This window comes from Mesorhizobium sp. LHD-90, from assembly GCF_030929505.1.
Taxonomy (GTDB): Bacteria; Pseudomonadota; Alphaproteobacteria; order Rhizobiales; family Rhizobiaceae; genus Kumtagia.
Genome location: NZ_JAVFVV010000041.1, coordinates 1 through 17,578 on the forward strand (window position 1 = coordinate 1; position 17,578 = coordinate 17,578).

Below are 17,578 nucleotides of genomic sequence, written 5' to 3' on the forward strand. Positions count from 1 at the left end.
GGATTCGACACCCTGCGCAACTGGCTTCAAACCGACCCACCCCGCGCAACACAAGCCTGGGACACGATCTGGAAACGACTGCCCAAAAAACTCAAACCAAACAGAGTCGTGTAGTGTGGCAAAATTGCCTGGCGCCTGCATAAGCCGTTGAAAAGGCTAAAACTTCCGGACTTCACGCACTTTCGAAGACGTCTCGCCAGGTGGTCAAAAAGCCCGGAATTCCGGGCTTTTCGCGCTCAGGCTTCGAGCTTCAACCCGAACGGCACGCCTTCCCCGGCATCCGCGCCACGCCCGATCGATTTGACCGCCTCGACCATCCGATTTTCGCGCCCAAGCATTTGATCCGCCAGCGAAATCAGCCGCGGATTGGGCGTCGCCGACGGCGACAGCTTTCGCAGCGTCGCCGCCAGTTCCGCCTCGTCCCGCTCCGGCACCAACGCCGCCGCAATGATATATGCGCTCGCCGTCGATCGGCTGATGCCGGCAAAACAGTGGATAATCAATGGCTTGCGGCGATCCCACGCATGCCCGAAATCGATCAGCGAGCGCACATGTTCCTCGCCCGGCAGCGTAAAACCCTCCTGCGCCTCGGCTATGTCGTGCATCTTCAAATGCAGATGCCGGTCGGCGAGAATCGCCGCTGGCCTTGTCACCATCGTGCCTTCCGACAAAAGCGACAGCATCCATTCGGCGCCGGTGAGCGACACAGTCTCGTCGATCCTCGACAATGGGCAGACATAAATCATGACGCCAACTCCTTGAAATCGTTTTGGTTTCGCCAGGCGGTCAACGCCTGCTTCAGCCGCTTCCAGGCCGCCTCGTCGCCCGGCAATCCGAAGCGCAAGGCCGAAGAACTCCAGCCGAAATTACGAACCAGGATGCCGCTCCTGCCCAGTGCCTCGAACAGTTCTGGCGCCTCCGGCGTCTCGACGAGACGGTAGAGGGTCGTCCCGCCGGTGACGGACAAGCCGAACCTTTTCAAGAGTTTGTCGAGCCTTTCTGCCTCATCCGCAAGTCGGCTGCGCATTGTCTCCTGCCACCTTAGGTCAGCAAGGGCGCGGTTTCCCATCTCGAGCGCCGGCCCACTCACCGCCCAAGGACCCAATGCACTTTCGAGTCTTGCGGCAAGCTGTTGTTCGGCAAGCACGAATCCAAGCCGAACGCCGGCCAGGCCGAAGAATTTTCCGAACGACCGCAGCACCACCAGCCCCGGTCGGCGAACGTCTCCCGCAACGCTTTCCGCCCGCGGCCCGACATCCATGAAGGCTTCGTCGACAACCAGCAATCCGCCGCGCCCGGCCAGTCTTTCGGCTAGCGCCAGAAGCTCCTGGCGCGCCATGACCTTGCCGTCCGGATTGTTGGGATTGACTATCACCCCAACATCGGCTTCAAACAAGGCATTGAAATCGTTGACTTCTTCGACCTCATGCCCGGCAAGTGCGGCGGCGCGCGCATGCTCGGCATAGGTCGGTCCGAGCACTTTCGCGCGACCCGGCGGCACCAGGGCCATCACCAGTGGCAGCAGGATCTGCGTGCCCGGCGCGGCTGCCACATTGGCCGCGTCCGGTACGCCATAGGCTTTCGCTGCGACCCGTTTCAGTTCTTCCAGCCGTGCCGCTTCCGGCAGGCGGGTAAAGGCGGTGGCGGGCAGGTCGAAAAGCGGATAGGAGTGCGGATTGATCCCGGTCGAAAGGTCGACAAAGGGTTGCGGCGCTTGCGGAAACAGCGCTCGCGCCCGGCCCAGGCTGCCGCCGTGATCGTCCACCGCTCCGATTTTCTCCGCCAACCCAGGCGTCATGTCCGCTCCGCTCGCCTTCCTGTCGCTCCTGGTGGAACTGGCCTTCGGTTATCCCGACCGGCTCGTTCGCGCAATCGGCCATCCCGTCATCTGGATCGGCCACCTCATCTCACTGCTCGACCGCACGCTCAATCGCCCCTCCGCTTCCGACAGGGCGCGTCGTTTTCTGGGCTGTATCGCCTTGATTCTGCTGGTCGGCATCCCCGCCGGCTTCTCTTTCGTGCTGGAATCCCTGCTCATCGCCCTGCCCTTCGGCATGCTCGTCACCGCCATTCTTGCCAGCAGCCTGCTTGCCCAGCGCAGCCTTGCCAGCCACGTCAAGGCGGTCGCCGAAGCGATTGATCGGGAAGGACTTTCCGGCGGACGCAAGGCGGTTTCGATGATCGTCGGGCGCGACCCCGAAAAGCTCGACGAGGCCGCCGTCTGCCGCGCGGCGATCGAAAGCCTTGCCGAAAATTTTTCGGACGGCGTCGTCGCCCCCGCCTTCTGGCTCTCGGTCGGCGGGCTTGCCGGCGGCACTGCGTACAAGGCCGCCAACACCGCCGATTCGATGATCGGCCACCGAACCCCGAAATATCAGGCCTTTGGCTGGGCCGCGGCGCGCTTCGACGATCTGATCAATTTGCCGGCCTCGCGCCTCACTGCTCTTCTTGTTGTACTTGCTGCGCTTTTCATTCCCGGCGCCGATGCCCGTGCCGCATGGCGCGCGGTAGCGCACGATGCCGGAAAACACCGCTCTCCCAATGCCGGCTGGCCGGAAGCGGCCTTCGCCGGCGCGCTCGGCCTGGCATTGAACGGCCCTCGCTCCTATGGCGGCGTCATGGTCGACGACGCCTACATGGGCGAAGGCGGGCGGCGCGAGGCGACGGCAGAGGATATCCGCCGCGCGCTGAAACTTTACTGGGTGGCGGATGCGTTTCTGATTGTGCTGTGCGCCTTGATTGCCTTCGTGCAGTTCGGCTGGAGCCGCTGACGATCCGGCGCGTTCAGGCCACGCATCGCCCGGCAGACGCAACCGCCATGACGAGGGACGGCCATGAATGTCCTGACGCGCCTCGACAAGCTCTATTTCCGTCTCCAGGCACAGCATGAGTGCCTCGCCTGGGCGTTCGGCGCGATCGACGGCAAGCCCGGCCTCGTGCTGGAACTCGGCCTCGGCCACGGCCGCACCTACGACCATATGCGCAGGCATCTTCCTGGTCGCGAGATTTTTGTCTTCGACAGGGAGGTCGACTGCATCGCTGATTGCAGGCCGCCGCCGGAGCGCCTGATCGTCGGCGAGATCGGCAAGACGCTGGCCGCCCAGGCTGATCGCCTTGCGCGGCGCATCATCCTCGCCCATGCAGACCTAGGGACCTACGACCGCAAGCGGGACGACGAAACCGCCAGCATGCTCGCGACCCGGCTGCCGCCGCTGCTGGTGCCCGGCGCAATCGTCATATCCGACCTTCCGCTCGACTTCGACGATGCCGAACCACTGCCGCTTCCTGACGGCGCGCAGGAAGGGCGATATTTTCTGTATCGCCGGCGGGAGTGCACCTAGAATTCTATGCCCTGCTGCGCCTTCACGCCGGCCGCGAAATGGTGTTTCGTCGCCCCCATCTCGGTGACGAGGTCGGCCGCCTCGACCAGCGCGGGCTTTGCGTTGCGACCGGTCACCACGACGTGCAGATCTTCGCGACGGCCTTTAAGGGCAGCGACGACGGCTTCGAGATCGAGATAGTCGTAGCGCAGCGCGATGTTGAGTTCGTCGAGCACCAGAAGGCTGATCGACGGATCGGCCATCAGTTCCAGCGCCTTCGCCCAGGCGGCTTGCGCCGCCGCCACGTCGCGCTTCAGATCCTGCGTTTCCCAGGTGAACCCCTCGCCCATGGAATGCCAGACGACCTTGTCGCCGAAAACTGCGAAAGCCGCCCTTTCGCCGGTGTGCCACGCGCCCTTGACGAACTGGACGACGCCGACCCGCCTGCCATAACCCAGCATGCGCAGCGCCAGCCCGAAAGCGGCCGTGGTCTTGCCCTTGCCGGGACCGGTGTTGACGATCAGCAGGCCCTTCTCGATGGTCTTGCCGGCGACCTCGGCATCCTGCACGGCCTTGCGCTTGGCCATCTTCGCCTTGTGGCGCGCGGCTTCCTCGTCATCGATCGGCTTCATCTCATTTCACCCGCATCGGCAGGCCGGCGACCATGAACAGGACCTCGCCTGCGACTGCCGCCACAGCCTGGTTCAGCCGGCCAGCGGCATCGCGAAATTGTCTAGCCAGCGCATTGTCCGGCACGATGCCCAATCCGACCTCGTTGGAAACCACGACCCACGGTCCGCGCGGCCGCGTCAGGACTTCAACCAGTCGATTGCTTTCCACCTCCACATCGTGATCGGCCAGCATGTGGTTGGAAAGCCAGAGCGTCAGGCAGTCGAGCAGCAGCGGCCTGCCGTCCTGGACTGCGCGCAACGCCCCGGCGAGGTCGAGAGGCACATCCACCGTCTGCCAGCCGTCCGCCCTGCGGGCGCGGTGGAGTGCAATGCGCTCGGCCATCTCGTCGTCGAAGGCCTGCGCCGTGGCGATGTATGTCCACGGCGCAGGACGGTTTGTCACCAGCGCCTCGGCGTGCCTGCTTTTTCCCGAGCGGGCGCCGCCGAGGACGAAGGTCAGCGACGCCTGGTCAGGCAAGCTGGTTCCGCGCCAGTCCGCTCGAGCCGAAGAAGCGCGAGCGCAGCGCGCCGACCAGCCCGCCGAGCAGCACCCAGAAGATCAGGTTGGTCACGGTCGAGGCGACCACGAACTGGTGGTGCAGATCCGGCGGGATCGGCGATTCGTGGCTGGCCGGCTGCGGCGCCCCGACTATGTGCGGCGCGACGATCAACGCCACGCCGACGATCGACAGCACAACCGTTCCCCGGAAAGCGATCAGCGCCAGCCCGGCGGCCGTGGCGGCCACGGTCGATATCCACCAGACCTGCCGCGCGCCGAGATCGGCGGCCGGCATGGCCGGCAGTTCCGGCGGCAGGCCGAGGCCGGGCGCGAGCGTGAACACGGCAAAACCGGCGAAACCCCACAGCAGTCCCGAGCGCCAGCTCGAAATGCCGCCGGCGAACTCCGATACCGCGACCAGGATCAGCGCGAAGCCAAAGCCGCTGACGAGATTGGCGAGAACGTTGAAGACGAAGCGCTCGAAACCGTCTTGCGGCGCCCATTCGTCCTCGCCGTGCTCATGCGCGGCAACGACGGGAGCGCTTTCGGACGCGGCAGGCGCGGCTTCAGACACAGCAGGAGCCGTGGCGTCGGTAGCGGCCGTGCCGTGATCATGCGCGGCATGGTCATGGGCGGGCTCGCCTCCCACACTTTCATAGGTTTCCGCCTTGAGGATCAGCGGATCGGTGGAAACGGCCTGCATGCCGGCCATGACGACGCTCGCCAAAAGCCCGGCGGCCGCCGCGGTGAACACGACGTTACGAAAGATGTTCATGTCGAAACCCCCGTCAGTGGCAGGGGAAAGCCATCGAATGGCGGTAGTCGTGCGCCGCATTGTGCGCCACCGCCAGATGCGAGAAGCCGACGACGCCGACGATGAAGACGCCGAGGAACGCGGCTAGCAGCAATTGCCCCGTGCGCGACGAGGACGAAACCTGCGTGAGAGAGGTCGTGTTCATTCCATGTCCTTCCGCCCTCCACCCGAGGGCCCTTGATCCAAACCTGTCGCCGGCAGGTCTCCTGGCTCGCGGGTTCTCGCCCGGCCCCGCCTTCCCGAGGACGAACCTCAGTGGCTTTCGGGGTGGGCTCGCCGCTTACAGTTGCGGGGGCAGCCGCGGCTTTGGGAAAAACCCGCACCGCATTCCCTCTTGGTTCCTGTCGGAACCGACGACGCGCTCACCATAAGCGCAAATGCATCATTCGGCAAACCAAATCCCGGCGCGTTCCACGCCGTTTGCGTCATCGGGCGCCTTGCAGCCCCGGACTGCGCCGGCGAACCGCCCGTTGACAAAATGGCATGCGAGGTATCCGTTCATACAAATGGAGAACGCGATGACTCCTGAATCGGTGAAGAGCGATCCTTACAACGGCCTGCGGTCGGCCGAGCCCACCCTGCCCTCCCCGGCCTACTGGGACGAGGCGGAATTCCAGCGCGACCTCGAGGCGATCTGGTACCGAAACTGGCTGATGGTCTGCCGGGAGGCCGACCTGTCGCAGCCGCTGGCCTACAGGGTGTTTTCCATCGGCACGCAGCAGGTGCTGGTGCTGCGCGACGACCGTGGCGAGTTGCGCGCCTTCCACAACACCTGCCGCCATCGCGGCTCGCAGCTCTGCCGCGAGACTGAGGGCCGGCTGAAGGCGCGGCTGCTCACCTGCCCCTACCACGCCTGGTCCTATTCGCTCGGCGGCGACCTCGTGCGCGTGCCGTCGAAATCGCTGCCCGCGGGCTTCGACAAGGCCGACTACCCACTCTATCCCGTAGCGCTGTCGGTATGGCACGGCTTTGTCTTCGTCAACCTTTCCGACGAGCCGGCCGGCACGCCGGCCTCCACCTTCGACCGCGATTCGGCCGACCTGTCCAACTGGCCGCTGGAGGGCCTGGTCACCGGCCACGTGCTGACCAAGGTGATGAACTGCAACTGGAAAATCTTCTGGGAAAACTTCAACGAATGCCTGCATTGCCCCGGCGTGCACAGGCACCTGTCGGCGCTGGTGCCGATTTACGGGCGTGGCCTGATGGCCCGCCACGACGATCCCGAATGGGCGCTGCATGCCGACAATGACGAGCCGCAACATTCCGGCGGGCTGCGCCACGGCGCCGAGACCTGGTCACAGGACGGCGCGGCGCTGAACCACCGTTTCGACGGCCTGAACGAGTTGGAGCGCGCCGCCGGCCAGAATTACGCGATGAACCTGCCATCCATGTTTATCGTCGGCCATGTCGACTACGTGCGCACCGTGCGCCTTGTGCCGCTCGGCCCCGAGCAGACGGAACTCACCGCCGAATGGCTGTTCCTGCCCGAGGCGCTGTCGGAACAGGGCAGCGGGCTCGACAACATCGTCTCCTTCGGCAAGACCGTGCTGGAGGAGGACGCGGCCATATGCGAGGTCAACCAGCGCGGCCTGCGCGCCCGGCCGCATTGGGCCGGCGTGCTGATGCCGGAGGAATACGATCTGCATCGCTTCCACGAATGGGTGCGCGCCGCGCACCAGACGGCCGCTACATCGACTTCGGCAGATAGCGCCACGTGACCAGGCCGCAGACCAGCGTGAACAGGCCCAGCGTGGCGAACACCGCGCCCAGGCCGGCGAAGGCCAGCACGACCGAATAGACCAGCGGCGGCAGCAGTTCCGACAGGTCGAGATAGGTGCGGTAGACTGCCGTCATCTCCGGCCGCTCATAGGCGCGCACCGAACGGATGAAGGGCGTCGAGCCCAGCGCGTCCAGCGCCACGGCGAAGAAGGAGGCGACCAGCAGCAGCAGGCCGGCTCCGAGCGGAAATGATTCGCCGCAAAATCCGGCCGCCCAAAGCACCAGCGACAGCGCGAAAAAACTCGCCGCCATGACGTTGCGCGCACCGAACCGGCGGCCGATTCGTCCCCACCAGATGGCCGTGAACAGCACCGCGTTGCCGGCCGACACCAGCAGGCCGCCGGCAAGCTCGCCCTGCCCGGTCGCCACCATCAGGATCGGTCCGTAGACGAAGAACGTCGTCCAGAAACAGGAGCGGCCGAAGGCGATCATCCAGGCGAGCCGCAATCGCGGCTGCGCCACGAAGCGGCCGACGTTGACGAGCGGATTTGCGGCGCGCGTCCTGCCCGGTCTGATCTGGGCGTTGTCGGTGAGCCGGAAATACCAGAACAGGACAAGCAGCGTCAGCGCGAAGCCGACGACTACCAGATGCGGCGCTACGATGCCGAAGCGCGTGTAGAGGAAAACGCCGAGCGTCGGGCCGCCGGTCCAGGCAGCCATCGACCAGGCCATGCGCAGCGATTCGGACTGCATCACATCGGCTCTGCGGATGTGGTCCATGATGTAGAGGTTGAGCGTGATCGCCAGCGCGCTTGCGCCCATGACGCGCAGCAGCATGCCACCCACCTGCCCGGCCAACGTATGGGTGACGAACAGCGCCGAGCCGAGCATCAGGAAGCAGGTGCCGATCGTGTAGACCCAGCGGCGCGAAAGCAGCCCGATCAGCATCGGCATGAACAGTGTCGCGGAAAGCCCGAGCAGCGCGACGACCGTGTAGAGAATCGACACGCCCTGCTTGCTGGCCAGTATCTCGTAGGCCTGGATGGGGATGACGCTCGACACCGTGGCGCGGGCGAAGGATTCGACCGCGTAGAGCGTGGCGAATGTCTTCGCGCCCGCCGGACGCACGACCGGAAGCCAGATCGGATGCCTGACCTGTGTTGCCATCGGCGCCTCGAAAAACCCGCCGCGACAATGCGGGCGCTGCTGCCCGCGCGTTAGCAGGAAACCGACGATTCGGCGTCGCTCCGGCGCACTGGCCGGCATGGAAAGCGTTTGTGGTCCAATGGTTTGACGGTTCGCAGTGCAGGTTCCGGCAGACTCAAGGATGGCCGCAACGCTTGCGGAATCCGGCTGGCCTTCGTCCGGGATTGTCGGCCCTTTCGCTTTCGCCATCACTGCGGACCGTGATAGCCCTTGCTACCCGAGACCGTTGGAGCCGGCCGCCCATGCCATCAGACCAGACCGCCCAGCTGCGGCCCGGCACTACGGGGCGGATCGAGGCGCTCGACGTGGCGCGCGGCATGGCGCTGGTCGCCATGGCGATCTACCACTTCACCTGGGATCTGGAATTCTTCGGTTATGTGCTTCCGGGCACGACGGGATTCGGCGGCTGGAAACTGTTTGCCCGCTGCATCGCCTCGAGCTTCCTGTTCCTGGTCGGCATCAGCCTGGTGCTGGCGCACGGGCGCGGCATCCGCTGGCCAAGCTTCTGGCGGCGCTTCGCCATGGTCGCCAGCGCCGCGGCGGCGATCTCGGCCGTCACCTTTTTTGCCGTCCCCGGCGCCTTCATCTTCTTCGGCATATTGCACCAGATCGCGCTGGCGAGCCTGCTCGGGCTTTTGTTCCTGCGCCTGCCCTGGAGGCTGACGCTGGTGGTCGCGATCGCCGTCGTCGCCGTCCCGCAGTTCTTCCGGGCCGAGGTCTTCGATCATCCCGCGCTGTGGTGGGTCGGCCTGGCGCCGGTCAATCCGCGCTCCAACGACTATGTGCCGCTGTTTCCCTGGTTCGGCGCGGTGCTTTTCGGCATCGCCGCGGCAAGGCTGGCGATCGACGGCGGGCTGGCGGCGCTGCTCGCCGCCCTTCATCCAGGGCGCTGGTCGCGGCCGCTGCAATTCATCGGCCGCCATAGCCTCGCCTTCTACCTCATCCACCAGCCGGTTTTGATTGGTTGCGTCTGGTTGTTTGCGCAACTGTTTCCCGCCCCGCAGCAGACGCCGGAAGTCGGCTTCCGCTATTCGTGCGAGGCGAGCTGCAAGCAGACCCGAGACGAAGCCTTCTGCGCGCGCTATTGTGCGTGCATGCTCGACAATATCGAAGCGTCCGGCGACCTGCCGAAGGTGCTGGCCGGCGAGATGGACGACGAGTTGCGCGACCGTGTGACCGGCGCAGCCGGCCTGTGCACGGCCGACGCCGAAACCGACAGTCTTGAGGACCCGGCGCCATGACCACGTCCCTCTCCCCGCCCAACCGCGTGCCCTGGCCGCCGATCGTTTATCTGACGGCGATCGCGGCGGGTATCGTGCTCGTCGTGCTTTACCCGTTGCCGTGGATCGAGGGACCTCTGGCCGACATATTGTTCGCCGCCGGCTGGCTGCTGGCGGCGGCAGGTGTCTTCACCGGCGTCGCGGCGATGCGGGTGATGCACAAAGCCAATACCACCATCAAGCCTAACCGGGTGTCGGACCATCTGGTCACGTCCGGTCCGTTCTCCTTCACCCGCAACCCGATCTATCTCGGCAACGCCATGATCACGCTGGGCATCGGCCTGATCGTCGGCAGCGTCTGGTTCCTGTTCGCCGGCCTGATCGCAGCCTTTGTCACCCAAAAACTCACCATCGAGCCTGAGGAAAGACATCTCTCGGCCCGCTTCGGCAAGAAATACCGCGATTATGCCGCGCGGGTCCGCCGCTGGGTGTAGCCGCCTCCGTCTCGCTTACGGTATGGCGTAGATGCGCACCTCGCGCTCGATGCCGCGCAGGCTCATGTCCTGCGACACCGGGGTCAACTGCCTTGCCTTGAGAATGCCGGCCGAATTCTCGTTCTCCATCACCACGCCGGTGACGAAGATCGACTGCGCGGTGGCAAGGCCCTGTACCCGGGAAGCGATGTTGACCGTCTGCCCGAAATAGTCCTGCTGGTCGTTCATCATCACCGCGATGCACGGTCCCTCGTGCACGCCGATCTTCAGAAGCAGATCCTCACGGCCGCTCTTCTGGTTCAGGGCCTGCATGGCCTCGCGCATGCGCAGCGCCGCCGCCACCGCCCGGTCGGGTGTCGGAAACGTCGCCATCACCGCGTCGCCGATGGTCTTGACCACAGCGCCCGCCTCGGCGGCGACGATGTCCTGGAGCACCCGGAAATGCTCGCGCACCATGTCGAAGGCGTTCAGGTCGCCGACACGCTCGTAGAGTTCGGTGGAGCCGCGCAGATCGGTGAACAGGAAGGTCAGGCTGGTGATCTTCAGCCGCTGGTCGACCGCGACCGTATCGGTGCGGTGGAGATCGCGGAAGGTCTGGTTGGTGAGCAACCGCTTGGCCGTCAGGAACGGGCGGCGCCGGGCGAGCAGATGGTGCAGCGGATCCCCCGCGATGAAGACGGCGGGCAGAACCCGTTTGCCGCTGCGATTCTCGATTGCGATCCGCACCGGCCCGGGGCGCATTTCCAGCGTCTGGCTGCCCACGTGCTCGCGGTCATAGACCAGCGAGAGGTTCTGCCTTTCGCGTGTCGGTTCTCCCTTCACGTCGATGAACTGCACCGAATGCGTCACGGACTCGAAGACAATGATGAACTCACTCGGCAGTTGCAGCGAAAGGACGACCTTTTCGCCCGCGGGAATTTCGACATGTTCGAGCACCATGCTTTCGATCGTTTCGGCATAGTCATCCTCGGGCAGGTCGACACCCGACCCCCAATAAAGCTGGCGCAAATATTCGAGGAGGGGCAATTCCTCCGGGCTGTGAGCCGCGATCCGGCGCACCCTGGGGCTCACCGTGAAGGTGACTTCGACCATCTCGTCCAGGGTCGGCGAATAACCTTCAGCGCAGAGCGAGCACACATATTCGTCTCTCGCCACGGTCTTCAACGTCGCGTTCGAATCGAGCACGCCGCCGCAGCCGGGGCACAGCACGTTCCAGGAGATATCGAAGATGCCGATCGATGCCGCGTGCAGCAGCCCCGCTATGGCGCGCTCCTCGTCAAGACCGTTGCGCTCGGCGAAGGCGAGCGCGTTCACCCGGCAGAGCTGCCGGTCCGAGCCCTGCGTGACCAGCGTCTCGATGGCCTCCGCGACCTTGGGATCGCCGGCGTTGCGCAATAGCGAGAACAGCGCGTTGATTTCGCTCATGGACAGCCTCCACGGCCGGCAGCGGTCCGATCGACTTCGATCCCGACGGCCCTGCAACAGATTTCCGGTTGGTCGAAAGTTACACCCGCGCTGCCGGTCTTGTCACTTGTTGGCAAGGGGCTGCTGACAGGCCGCTGGCAGGAACTCCTCCCCCTCCCACTGCCGGACGGGCATAGCCGTCTCAGAGCTTTATCACGTATTCCTTGCGCGTGGTCTCGACCACTTCCCACGTCCCCTTGAAACCGGGCTGCAGGACAAAACTGTCGCCGGCGGTCACGGTCCGGGCCTTGCCGCCCTCTTCCGAGATGATCGAGACGCCGGACAGAATGTGGCAGAACTCCCACTCGTCGTACTGGATGTACCATTTGCCCGGCGTCGCTTCCCAGATGCCTGCATAGAGCCCATGCGGCTGCTCGTCGACGTTCCAGGAGCGGAATTTCGGATCGCCGGAAATGACCCGGTCGGGTGCGGGCCCACCCTCCTCCGGCTGGACCGTGTTGGCCGAGACGGCAAGAAACTTTGACGGCATGGAAAACCTCGCTTGCGGCCGGGCGACTATCGGCCTTGTCGCCCCGCGCCGCAACCGCGCAGCCGGATTGCGCGCCAGGAGCCGAAGGACGACAGCGCCGTGAAGCGGCCGGTGCGGGAATCCATCCGCCCCGGCCACGGGAACGTCAGGCCTTGGCCAGAGCCTGCTCCAGGTCGGCGATGATGTCGGCGGCGTCCTCGATGCCGACCGATAGGCGAACCGTGTCCGGCCCGGCGCCGGCGGCGACCTTCTGCTCGTCGGAGAGCTGGCGGTGGGTGGTCGAGGCCGGGTGGATCACCAGCGATTTTGTGTCGCCGACATTGGCCAGATGCGAGAACAGTTCCAGCGCCTCGACAAATTTCACGCCAGCGTCGTAGCCGCCTTTCAGCCCGAAGGTGAACACCGCGCCGGCGCCGTTCGGCGAGTATTTTTTCGCCAGCGCCGCGTTCGGGTCGTCCGGCAGGCCCGGATAGGATACCCATGCGATCTTGGCATGTTTCGACAGATATTCGGCGACCGCCTGCGCGTTGTCGCAATGGCGCTGCATCCTCAGCGGCAGCGTCTCCAGTCCGGTGAGGATCAGGAAGGCGTTGAACGGCGAGATGGCCGGGCCGAAATCGCGCAAGCCGAGCACGCGCGCGGCGATGGCGAAGGCAAAATTGCCGAACGTCTCGTGCAGCACGATACCGCCATATTCGGGGCGCGGCTCCGACAGCATCGGATAGTTGCCGGACTTGGACCAGTCGAAGGTGCCGCCGTCGACGATCACGCCGCCGATCGAATTGCCGTGGCCGCCGATAAATTTGGTCAGCGAATGCACGACGATGTCGGCGCCGTGCTCGATCGGCCGCACGAGGTAGGGCGTCGCCAGCGTATTGTCGACGATCAGCGGAATGCCGTGCTTGCGCGCGATGTTGCCGATGGCTTCGAGGTCGACGAACTCACCGTTGGGATTGGCAAGGCTTTCGACGAAGATGGCGCGCGTCTTGTCGTCGATCTGCGCCTCGAAGCTCGGCACGTCGCGCGTGTCGGCCCAGCGCACCTCCCAGCCGAAATTCTTGAAGGCATGGCCGAACTGGTTGATCGAGCCGCCATAAAGCCTTCGCGCCGCGACGAAATTGTCGCCCGGCCGCATGATGGTGTGGAACACCAGCATCTGCGCGGCGTGGCCGGAGGCCACCGCAAGCGCGGCCGTGCCGCCCTCGAGCGCGGCGACGCGCTCCTCCAGCACCGCCTGCGTCGGGTTCATGATGCGTGTGTAGATGTTGCCGAAGGCCTTCAGCCCGAACAGCGACGCGGCGTGGTCGGCATCGTCGAAAACGTAGGATGTCGTCTGATAGATCGGCGTGGCGCGGGCGCCGGTTGCCGGATCGGGCTTTGCGCCGGCGTGAACGGCCAGCGTGTTGAACCCCGGTGTGCGCTGAGACATGTTTCCTCTCCAGAACTGCTTTTGGAAAACCGGACTATGTTTGGCTACCCGTCGGCGCGAATGCAAAGAAGAAAATTCCCCACGCGTCAATCGAAAGACGCTGCGCCAGCCAATTTCGCAAAGGTTTTGGAAAGATTTCTTTTGCCTGCCTGACGTGATGGCGGCGCCTATTTCGCCCGCACGCCAAAACTCTGAAAACCCTGGCGCATGATCGGCTTCTTCGACGACAGCACCCGGCTGTTGACGCCGTTCCAGCCGATCTCGCCCGAAAGCCGACCGTATTCGATCTTCGGACAGCGGTTCATGACGACCTTCATGCCGGCCGCCTCGGCCTTCGCCGCCGCATCGTCGTGGCGCACGGTGAGTTGCATCCAGATCACCTTCGGCAGCGGTCTCAGCGCCAGCACGTCGTCTACGATCGGCGGAACGGCGGCCGAGGCGCGAAAGATGTCGACCATGTCGATCGGCTCCGGCACGTCCGCCAGCTTCGCATAGGTCATGCGGCCGAGGATTTCCTTGCCGGCATGTCCCGGGTTGATCGGATAGACGGTAAAACCCTTGTCGATCAAATATTTCGTGACGAAGAAGCTCGGCCGCACGTCATTGGCCGAAGCGCCGACGATGGCGACCGACTTCACCGTGTTCAGGATGCCGGCAATGTAGTCGTTGGAATAGGAATCGTGGTTCATGGCTCGCCTTCATATAGGGGTTCGGCGAGGAAGGCATCCGGGCCAGCGCGGAATTCGCGCATAGGCCATGTCACACCGGCAGCGAGATGTTGCCTTCGGCATCGATCGGGAAATCCGGATTGTGGGCGACCTCCCACAGATTGCCCTCGGTATCGGCAAAATAGCCGTACCAGCCGCCCCAGAAGGCTTTTTGCGCCGGCTTGACGATCGCGCCGCCGGCCGCCTTCGCCCGCTCCAGCACCGCGCCGACCTCGTCGTCGGAGCGGGTGTTATAGGCGAGGGCCGAGGCCGGCCGGGCGGTCCCGACATTCGCAAGCGGCAGGCCATCCAGCCCGGCATCCTTGGCGAGTTCCTCCCGGAACCACAGCGCCAGGATCGTTCCGCCCATCTGGAAGAAGGCGACGCCGTCGGTGACCCGCTGGTTGCGCTTCAATCCCATGGCTTCATAGAAGCGCACGGCGCGGTCCAGGTCCTCGACACCCAGCGTGACGATCGAAATCCGCGGTTCCATGGTTTTCTCCCGTTCCGAAACTCAGCCATTTGGCCGGGTTGCAATCGGCCGCCCGATGCGCTCACATCGCGCTGGCACCGCATTTGGGAGAGAAACTACATGCGCAGGAAACTGTTGCAATACGCGTTGCCGCTTGCGTTTTTCATCGCCATGTCGTCCGCGCCGGCGAGCGCCGACCTGGCCGCAGGCGCGCAAGCGACGATGAGCGAGGCGGTCGCCCGCTTCGATGTGCTGGCCAAGGCCGAGGCAGCGAAGAACAGGCCGCCGCGACTTGCCGATCCGGCGGCGAAGCCCGTCTTCGACGCGCTGTTCGACCGCGAGAAGATCCTTGGCGAACATCCTTACAAGGCGGCCGATGTCGAGACGCTTCTGTCGGTGTTCAGCGGCTATTTCGGCCTGACAAAGGTCTATATCGGCTTCAAGGATCCGGCCGGCGCCGCCGCCGACAACGAGTTCAATTTCCAGGACGAACTGTCGCGGCTGGCCGTCGAGATGGTGGTCGCCGGCGGCGCCATCGCCCAGGCGCTGAACGACTACGTGGCCACCGCGCCCGGCGGCGCAGTGCCTGAGGAGCGCAAGGCGGGACTGGCAAAACTCCGGCTTGGCGTCAGCCAGATGGTGTCGGGCGTCATCACGCTCTTGCAGAACCCGCGTTACAGCAAGGAAAACAAGATCCTTTTGGCCGACGCCATCGCCGAGGCAGCGCCCTACATCTCCGCCATCCTGCCCGACGTCGACCGCGACAGCATCTCGCAGGCGGCCATGCAGAGCCTGCTCAACACGCCCCCCGAGGCCGAATCGTTGATCAACGAATTCATGAACGCCATGAACAGCCGGGAGTGTTCGGGGCTTTGCGCGTTGAAGTAGGAGGTTCCTCCTACTCTCCCGTCCATTTCGGGTCGCGCTTGCCGATGAAGGCGCTGATGCCTTCCTCGGCGTCGCGCGCCAGCATGTTGTCGACCATCACGCGCGCCGCATAGTCATAAGCCTCGGCGAGCCCCATCTCGGCCTGCCGGTAGAAAGCCTCCTTGCCGAGTTTGATGGTCGAAGGCGATTTCGACGCAATGGTTTGCGCGTATTTCGTCACGACCTGCGTCAAGTATTCGGGCGGCACGACGCGGTTGACGAGGCCGAATTCGCGCGCTGTCGCGGCGTCGATCATCTCGCCGGTCAGCAGCATTTCCATCGCGTGCTTCGGCTTCAGGCCGCGCGCCAGCGCCACGCCCGGCGTCGAGCAGAACAGTCCGACATCGATGCCGTTGACCCCGAATCGCGCCCGATCCGAGGCGATCGCCAGGTCGCAGGAGGCGACGAGTTGGCAGCCGGCGGCAGTGGCGATGCCGTCGACCTCGGCGATCACCGGCCTCGGATGCCTGACGATCGACTGCATCAGCCGCGAGCAGACGTCGAATGTCTTTTCGAAGAACGCCCGGCCGCCGTCGGCGTCGGCGCGGTGCGCGTTCATCTCCTTCAGATCGTGGCCGCCGGAAAAGACCTTTCCCGAAGCGGCGATCACGATTGCGCGGACCGCCGCATCGTTGGCGCCGCGGTCGAGTTCCGACTGCAAGTCGGCCATCGCGGCAAGCGACAGCGCGTTGGCGGGCGGGTTGGTGAGCGTGACGCGCAACACGCCGCCCTCGAACTGGGCAGTCACCGGTCCTTCGGCAACGGTCTGTCTGATCGCGACGATCTCGGCCATGTCGGTCTCCGTGGCTGGCTGCTGTCCCATGCGAAAATAGCGGTCCGGCGGATTGATTGACAGGGCCGTCCGGTATTTTCTCGGCCCTACTTAAAGTTTTCAAAGGCACGATCACGGAGAAACAATGCCGGTACAGACAGCGCTCACCCCGGTGATGACCGTCGCCGAAATCAACGAACTGCTGGCAAAAATCTATCCGCAGCTCAACGATGGGCTCCGCTTCTACGAGGCGGTCGAGGTTTTTCCGGGCGGCTGCACGGTGCGGCTCAACGCTGACGAGCGGCATCTCAGGCCCGGCAACACGGTGTCGGGACCGTCGCTGTTCACGCTGGCCGACATTGGCGGCTATGTCTGCGTGCTCTCCCACGCAGGACCGGACGCACTGTCGGTGACCACCAATCTCAACATCAACTTCATGCGCAAGGCGCCGGCCGGGCAGATCGACGGCCATTGCCGCATCCTGAAGCTCGGCAAGAGCCTGATGGTGTTCGACATCGACATCGTCGCCGACGGCCAGACTGTGGCGCACGCCACCGGAACCTATTCCATCCCGCCGAAGCGGTGACGCTCAGGTCCGCTGCAAGGCCAGATGTGCGCCGAGCCCGACGAGGATCGCGCCGCCGGCCCGCTGCATCAGTTTTTGCGCGCGGCTGGATTGCCGCAGCTTCGCCATCACCGCGCTCGCCAACAGAACGCCGACGATGTCGGCGAAGGAAAACATCAGGTTGACGATGGTGCCGAGCACGACGAACTGGATCCACACCGGCGCGCCCGAGGCATCGATGAACTGCGGCAGGAACGCCATGAAGAAGATCGCCGTCTTCGGATTGAGCACCTCGACCGTGACGCTCTGAAGGAAGGCGCGGCGGGCAGATTTCGGCGCCGCGCCTGGCATCGCGACCTCGCCCTGCGCCTTGGAGCGGAACAGGGAAATGCCCAGCCAGATCAGGTAGATCGCGCCCGCAAGCTTCACCGCCATGTAAAGTGGCGGCACGGCATGGAACAGCACCGAGAGGCCGGCCGCTGCAGCAAACACATGCACATAACCGCCGATATGGATGCCGAGCGAAGCCATCAGTCCCGACCAGCGCCCGCCGGCCAGCGTGCGCGCCGTGGCGTAGAGCATGGCCGGACCGGGAATGAAGGCAAAAATCGCCGTGGTCGCGAAAAAGGCTATCATGACTTCGGTCGATGGCATTCTTTTGGTCCCGCTTCGCGTTCCGCCCTCTCATAGCGTGAATGCTCCACCGCCTAAAAGGCGGTGGCTTCGGGTTACGGCTTAAAGCCGGATCGGTCCGCCGGCGGCGGACGAGGCATTCACTCACGTCACGTTGAAGTCGTCATCGGGCTCGG

At 64.6% G+C, this 17,578-nt stretch carries 21 protein-coding genes and 1 riboswitch; of the genes, 7 read left to right on the plus strand and 14 right to left on the minus strand.

Annotated elements, in window-relative coordinates:
- Window positions 1-236: 236 nt before the first annotated feature.
- The gene (locus RB623_RS29600) at window positions 237-746 is read right to left on the minus strand and encodes a tyrosine phosphatase family protein (RefSeq protein ID WP_308060795.1); all 510 of its coding nucleotides are present in this window, start codon (window positions 744-746) and stop codon (window positions 237-239) included.
- Window positions 743-1,798 carry a threonine-phosphate decarboxylase CobD gene (cobD, locus tag RB623_RS29605; RefSeq protein ID WP_308060796.1) on the minus strand — a complete coding sequence of 352 codons (1,056 nt, stop codon included), beginning with the start codon at window positions 1,796-1,798 and terminating at the stop codon, window positions 743-745. The genes RB623_RS29600 and cobD overlap by 4 nt, the downstream gene beginning before the upstream one ends.
- Here cobD and cbiB point away from each other — a divergent pair.
- Window positions 1,797-2,771 carry an adenosylcobinamide-phosphate synthase CbiB gene (gene cbiB, locus RB623_RS29610; protein ID WP_308060797.1) on the plus strand — a complete coding sequence of 325 codons (975 nt, stop codon included), beginning with the start codon at window positions 1,797-1,799 and terminating at the stop codon, window positions 2,769-2,771. The genes cobD and cbiB overlap by 2 nt on opposite strands.
- A gap of 63 nt (window positions 2,772-2,834) precedes the next feature.
- On the plus strand, window positions 2,835-3,341 hold the full coding sequence (locus RB623_RS29615) for a class I SAM-dependent methyltransferase (RefSeq protein ID WP_308060799.1): 507 nt from the start codon (window positions 2,835-2,837) through the stop codon (window positions 3,339-3,341).
- Here RB623_RS29615 and cobO read toward each other — a convergent pair.
- Genes cobO through RB623_RS29635 form a run of 4 tightly spaced genes read right to left on the minus strand, consistent with a single transcriptional unit; the run spans window position 3,338 to window position 5,449 of the window.
- Window positions 3,338-3,952: a cob(I)yrinic acid a,c-diamide adenosyltransferase gene (gene cobO / locus RB623_RS29620; RefSeq protein WP_308060800.1), complete on the minus strand. Its 615-nt coding sequence runs from the start codon at window positions 3,950-3,952 to the stop codon at window positions 3,338-3,340. The genes RB623_RS29615 and cobO overlap by 4 nt on opposite strands.
- 1 nt (window position 3,953) lies before the next feature.
- Window positions 3,954-4,469 (minus strand): bifunctional adenosylcobinamide kinase/adenosylcobinamide-phosphate guanylyltransferase, encoded by a 516-nt coding sequence (gene cobU / locus RB623_RS29625; RefSeq protein WP_308060802.1) that lies wholly within the window; start codon window positions 4,467-4,469, stop codon window positions 3,954-3,956.
- Window positions 4,462-5,265, minus strand: a complete 804-nt coding sequence (locus RB623_RS29630) for a CbtA family protein (RefSeq protein WP_308060804.1) — start codon at window positions 5,263-5,265, stop codon at window positions 4,462-4,464. Before RB623_RS29630 ends, cobU begins: the two co-directional genes overlap by 8 nt.
- Window positions 5,266-5,278: 13 nt before the next feature.
- On the minus strand, window positions 5,279-5,449 hold the full coding sequence (locus RB623_RS29635; protein WP_308060805.1) for a CbtB-domain containing protein: 171 nt from the start codon (window positions 5,447-5,449) through the stop codon (window positions 5,279-5,281).
- A gap of 33 nt (window positions 5,450-5,482) precedes the next feature.
- Window positions 5,483-5,674: riboswitch (cobalamin riboswitch) on the minus strand.
- A gap of 148 nt (window positions 5,675-5,822) precedes the next feature.
- Between RB623_RS29635 and RB623_RS29640 the strand changes: the two genes are divergently transcribed.
- A complete protein-coding gene (locus RB623_RS29640; RefSeq protein ID WP_308060807.1) occupies window positions 5,823-7,022 on the plus strand; it encodes an aromatic ring-hydroxylating dioxygenase subunit alpha in 1,200 nt (399 codons plus the stop codon).
- On the opposite strand, the gene RB623_RS29645 is transcribed toward RB623_RS29640, so the two are convergent.
- Window positions 6,991-8,190, minus strand: a complete 1,200-nt coding sequence (locus RB623_RS29645; protein WP_308060809.1) for an MFS transporter — start codon at window positions 8,188-8,190, stop codon at window positions 6,991-6,993. The two genes, RB623_RS29640 and RB623_RS29645, sit on opposite strands and share 32 nt — an antisense overlap.
- 281 nt (window positions 8,191-8,471) lie before the next feature.
- Between RB623_RS29645 and RB623_RS29650 the strand changes: the two genes are divergently transcribed.
- Together RB623_RS29650 and RB623_RS29655 are read left to right on the plus strand one after the other, a co-directional pair.
- Window positions 8,472-9,470, plus strand: a complete 999-nt coding sequence (locus RB623_RS29650; protein ID WP_308060811.1) for a DUF1624 domain-containing protein — start codon at window positions 8,472-8,474, stop codon at window positions 9,468-9,470.
- A complete protein-coding gene (locus RB623_RS29655; RefSeq protein ID WP_308060812.1) occupies window positions 9,467-9,943 on the plus strand; it encodes an isoprenylcysteine carboxylmethyltransferase family protein in 477 nt (158 codons plus the stop codon). The genes RB623_RS29650 and RB623_RS29655 overlap by 4 nt, the downstream gene beginning before the upstream one ends.
- 15 nt (window positions 9,944-9,958) lie before the next feature.
- Here RB623_RS29655 and RB623_RS29660 read toward each other — a convergent pair whose 3' ends face one another.
- The 5 genes from RB623_RS29660 to RB623_RS29680 all read right to left on the minus strand — a co-directional run bounded on the left by RB623_RS29660 (window position 9,959) and on the right by RB623_RS29680 (window position 14,526).
- Window positions 9,959-11,368, minus strand: a complete 1,410-nt coding sequence (locus RB623_RS29660; RefSeq protein WP_308060814.1) for an adenylate/guanylate cyclase domain-containing protein — start codon at window positions 11,366-11,368, stop codon at window positions 9,959-9,961.
- A gap of 181 nt (window positions 11,369-11,549) precedes the next feature.
- A complete protein-coding gene (locus tag RB623_RS29665; RefSeq protein WP_308060815.1) occupies window positions 11,550-11,897 on the minus strand; it encodes a cupin domain-containing protein in 348 nt (115 codons plus the stop codon).
- A 145-nt stretch (window positions 11,898-12,042) separates the two neighbouring features.
- Window positions 12,043-13,326 carry an O-acetylhomoserine aminocarboxypropyltransferase gene (locus tag RB623_RS29670; RefSeq protein WP_308060817.1) on the minus strand — a complete coding sequence of 428 codons (1,284 nt, stop codon included), beginning with the start codon at window positions 13,324-13,326 and terminating at the stop codon, window positions 12,043-12,045.
- Window positions 13,327-13,493: 167 nt separating this feature from the next.
- The gene (locus RB623_RS29675; RefSeq protein WP_308060818.1) at window positions 13,494-14,015 is read right to left on the minus strand and encodes a CoA-binding protein; all 522 of its coding nucleotides are present in this window, start codon (window positions 14,013-14,015) and stop codon (window positions 13,494-13,496) included.
- Between the two features lie 70 nt (window positions 14,016-14,085).
- The gene (locus tag RB623_RS29680; protein WP_308060820.1) at window positions 14,086-14,526 is read right to left on the minus strand and encodes a VOC family protein; all 441 of its coding nucleotides are present in this window, start codon (window positions 14,524-14,526) and stop codon (window positions 14,086-14,088) included.
- Window positions 14,527-14,625: 99 nt separating this feature from the next.
- Here RB623_RS29680 and RB623_RS29685 point away from each other — a divergent pair, with 99 nt between their 5' ends.
- Entirely contained in the window at window positions 14,626-15,393 is a 768-nt protein-coding gene (locus RB623_RS29685) for a hypothetical protein (protein WP_308060822.1), read from the plus strand.
- A gap of 10 nt (window positions 15,394-15,403) precedes the next feature.
- Here RB623_RS29685 and RB623_RS29690 read toward each other — a convergent pair whose 3' ends face one another.
- Entirely contained in the window at window positions 15,404-16,225 is an 822-nt protein-coding gene (locus tag RB623_RS29690) for an enoyl-CoA hydratase (protein ID WP_308060824.1), read from the minus strand.
- Window positions 16,226-16,349: 124 nt separating this feature from the next.
- Between RB623_RS29690 and RB623_RS29695 the strand changes: the two genes are divergently transcribed.
- Window positions 16,350-16,790, plus strand: coding sequence for a PaaI family thioesterase (locus RB623_RS29695; protein ID WP_308060825.1), 441 nt, complete (start codon window positions 16,350-16,352; stop codon window positions 16,788-16,790).
- Window positions 16,791-16,793: 3 nt separating this feature from the next.
- On the opposite strand, the gene RB623_RS29700 is transcribed toward RB623_RS29695, so the two are convergent.
- A complete protein-coding gene (locus tag RB623_RS29700; RefSeq protein ID WP_308060827.1) occupies window positions 16,794-17,423 on the minus strand; it encodes a LysE family translocator in 630 nt (209 codons plus the stop codon).
- Between the last annotated feature and the right edge of the window lie 155 nt (window positions 17,424-17,578).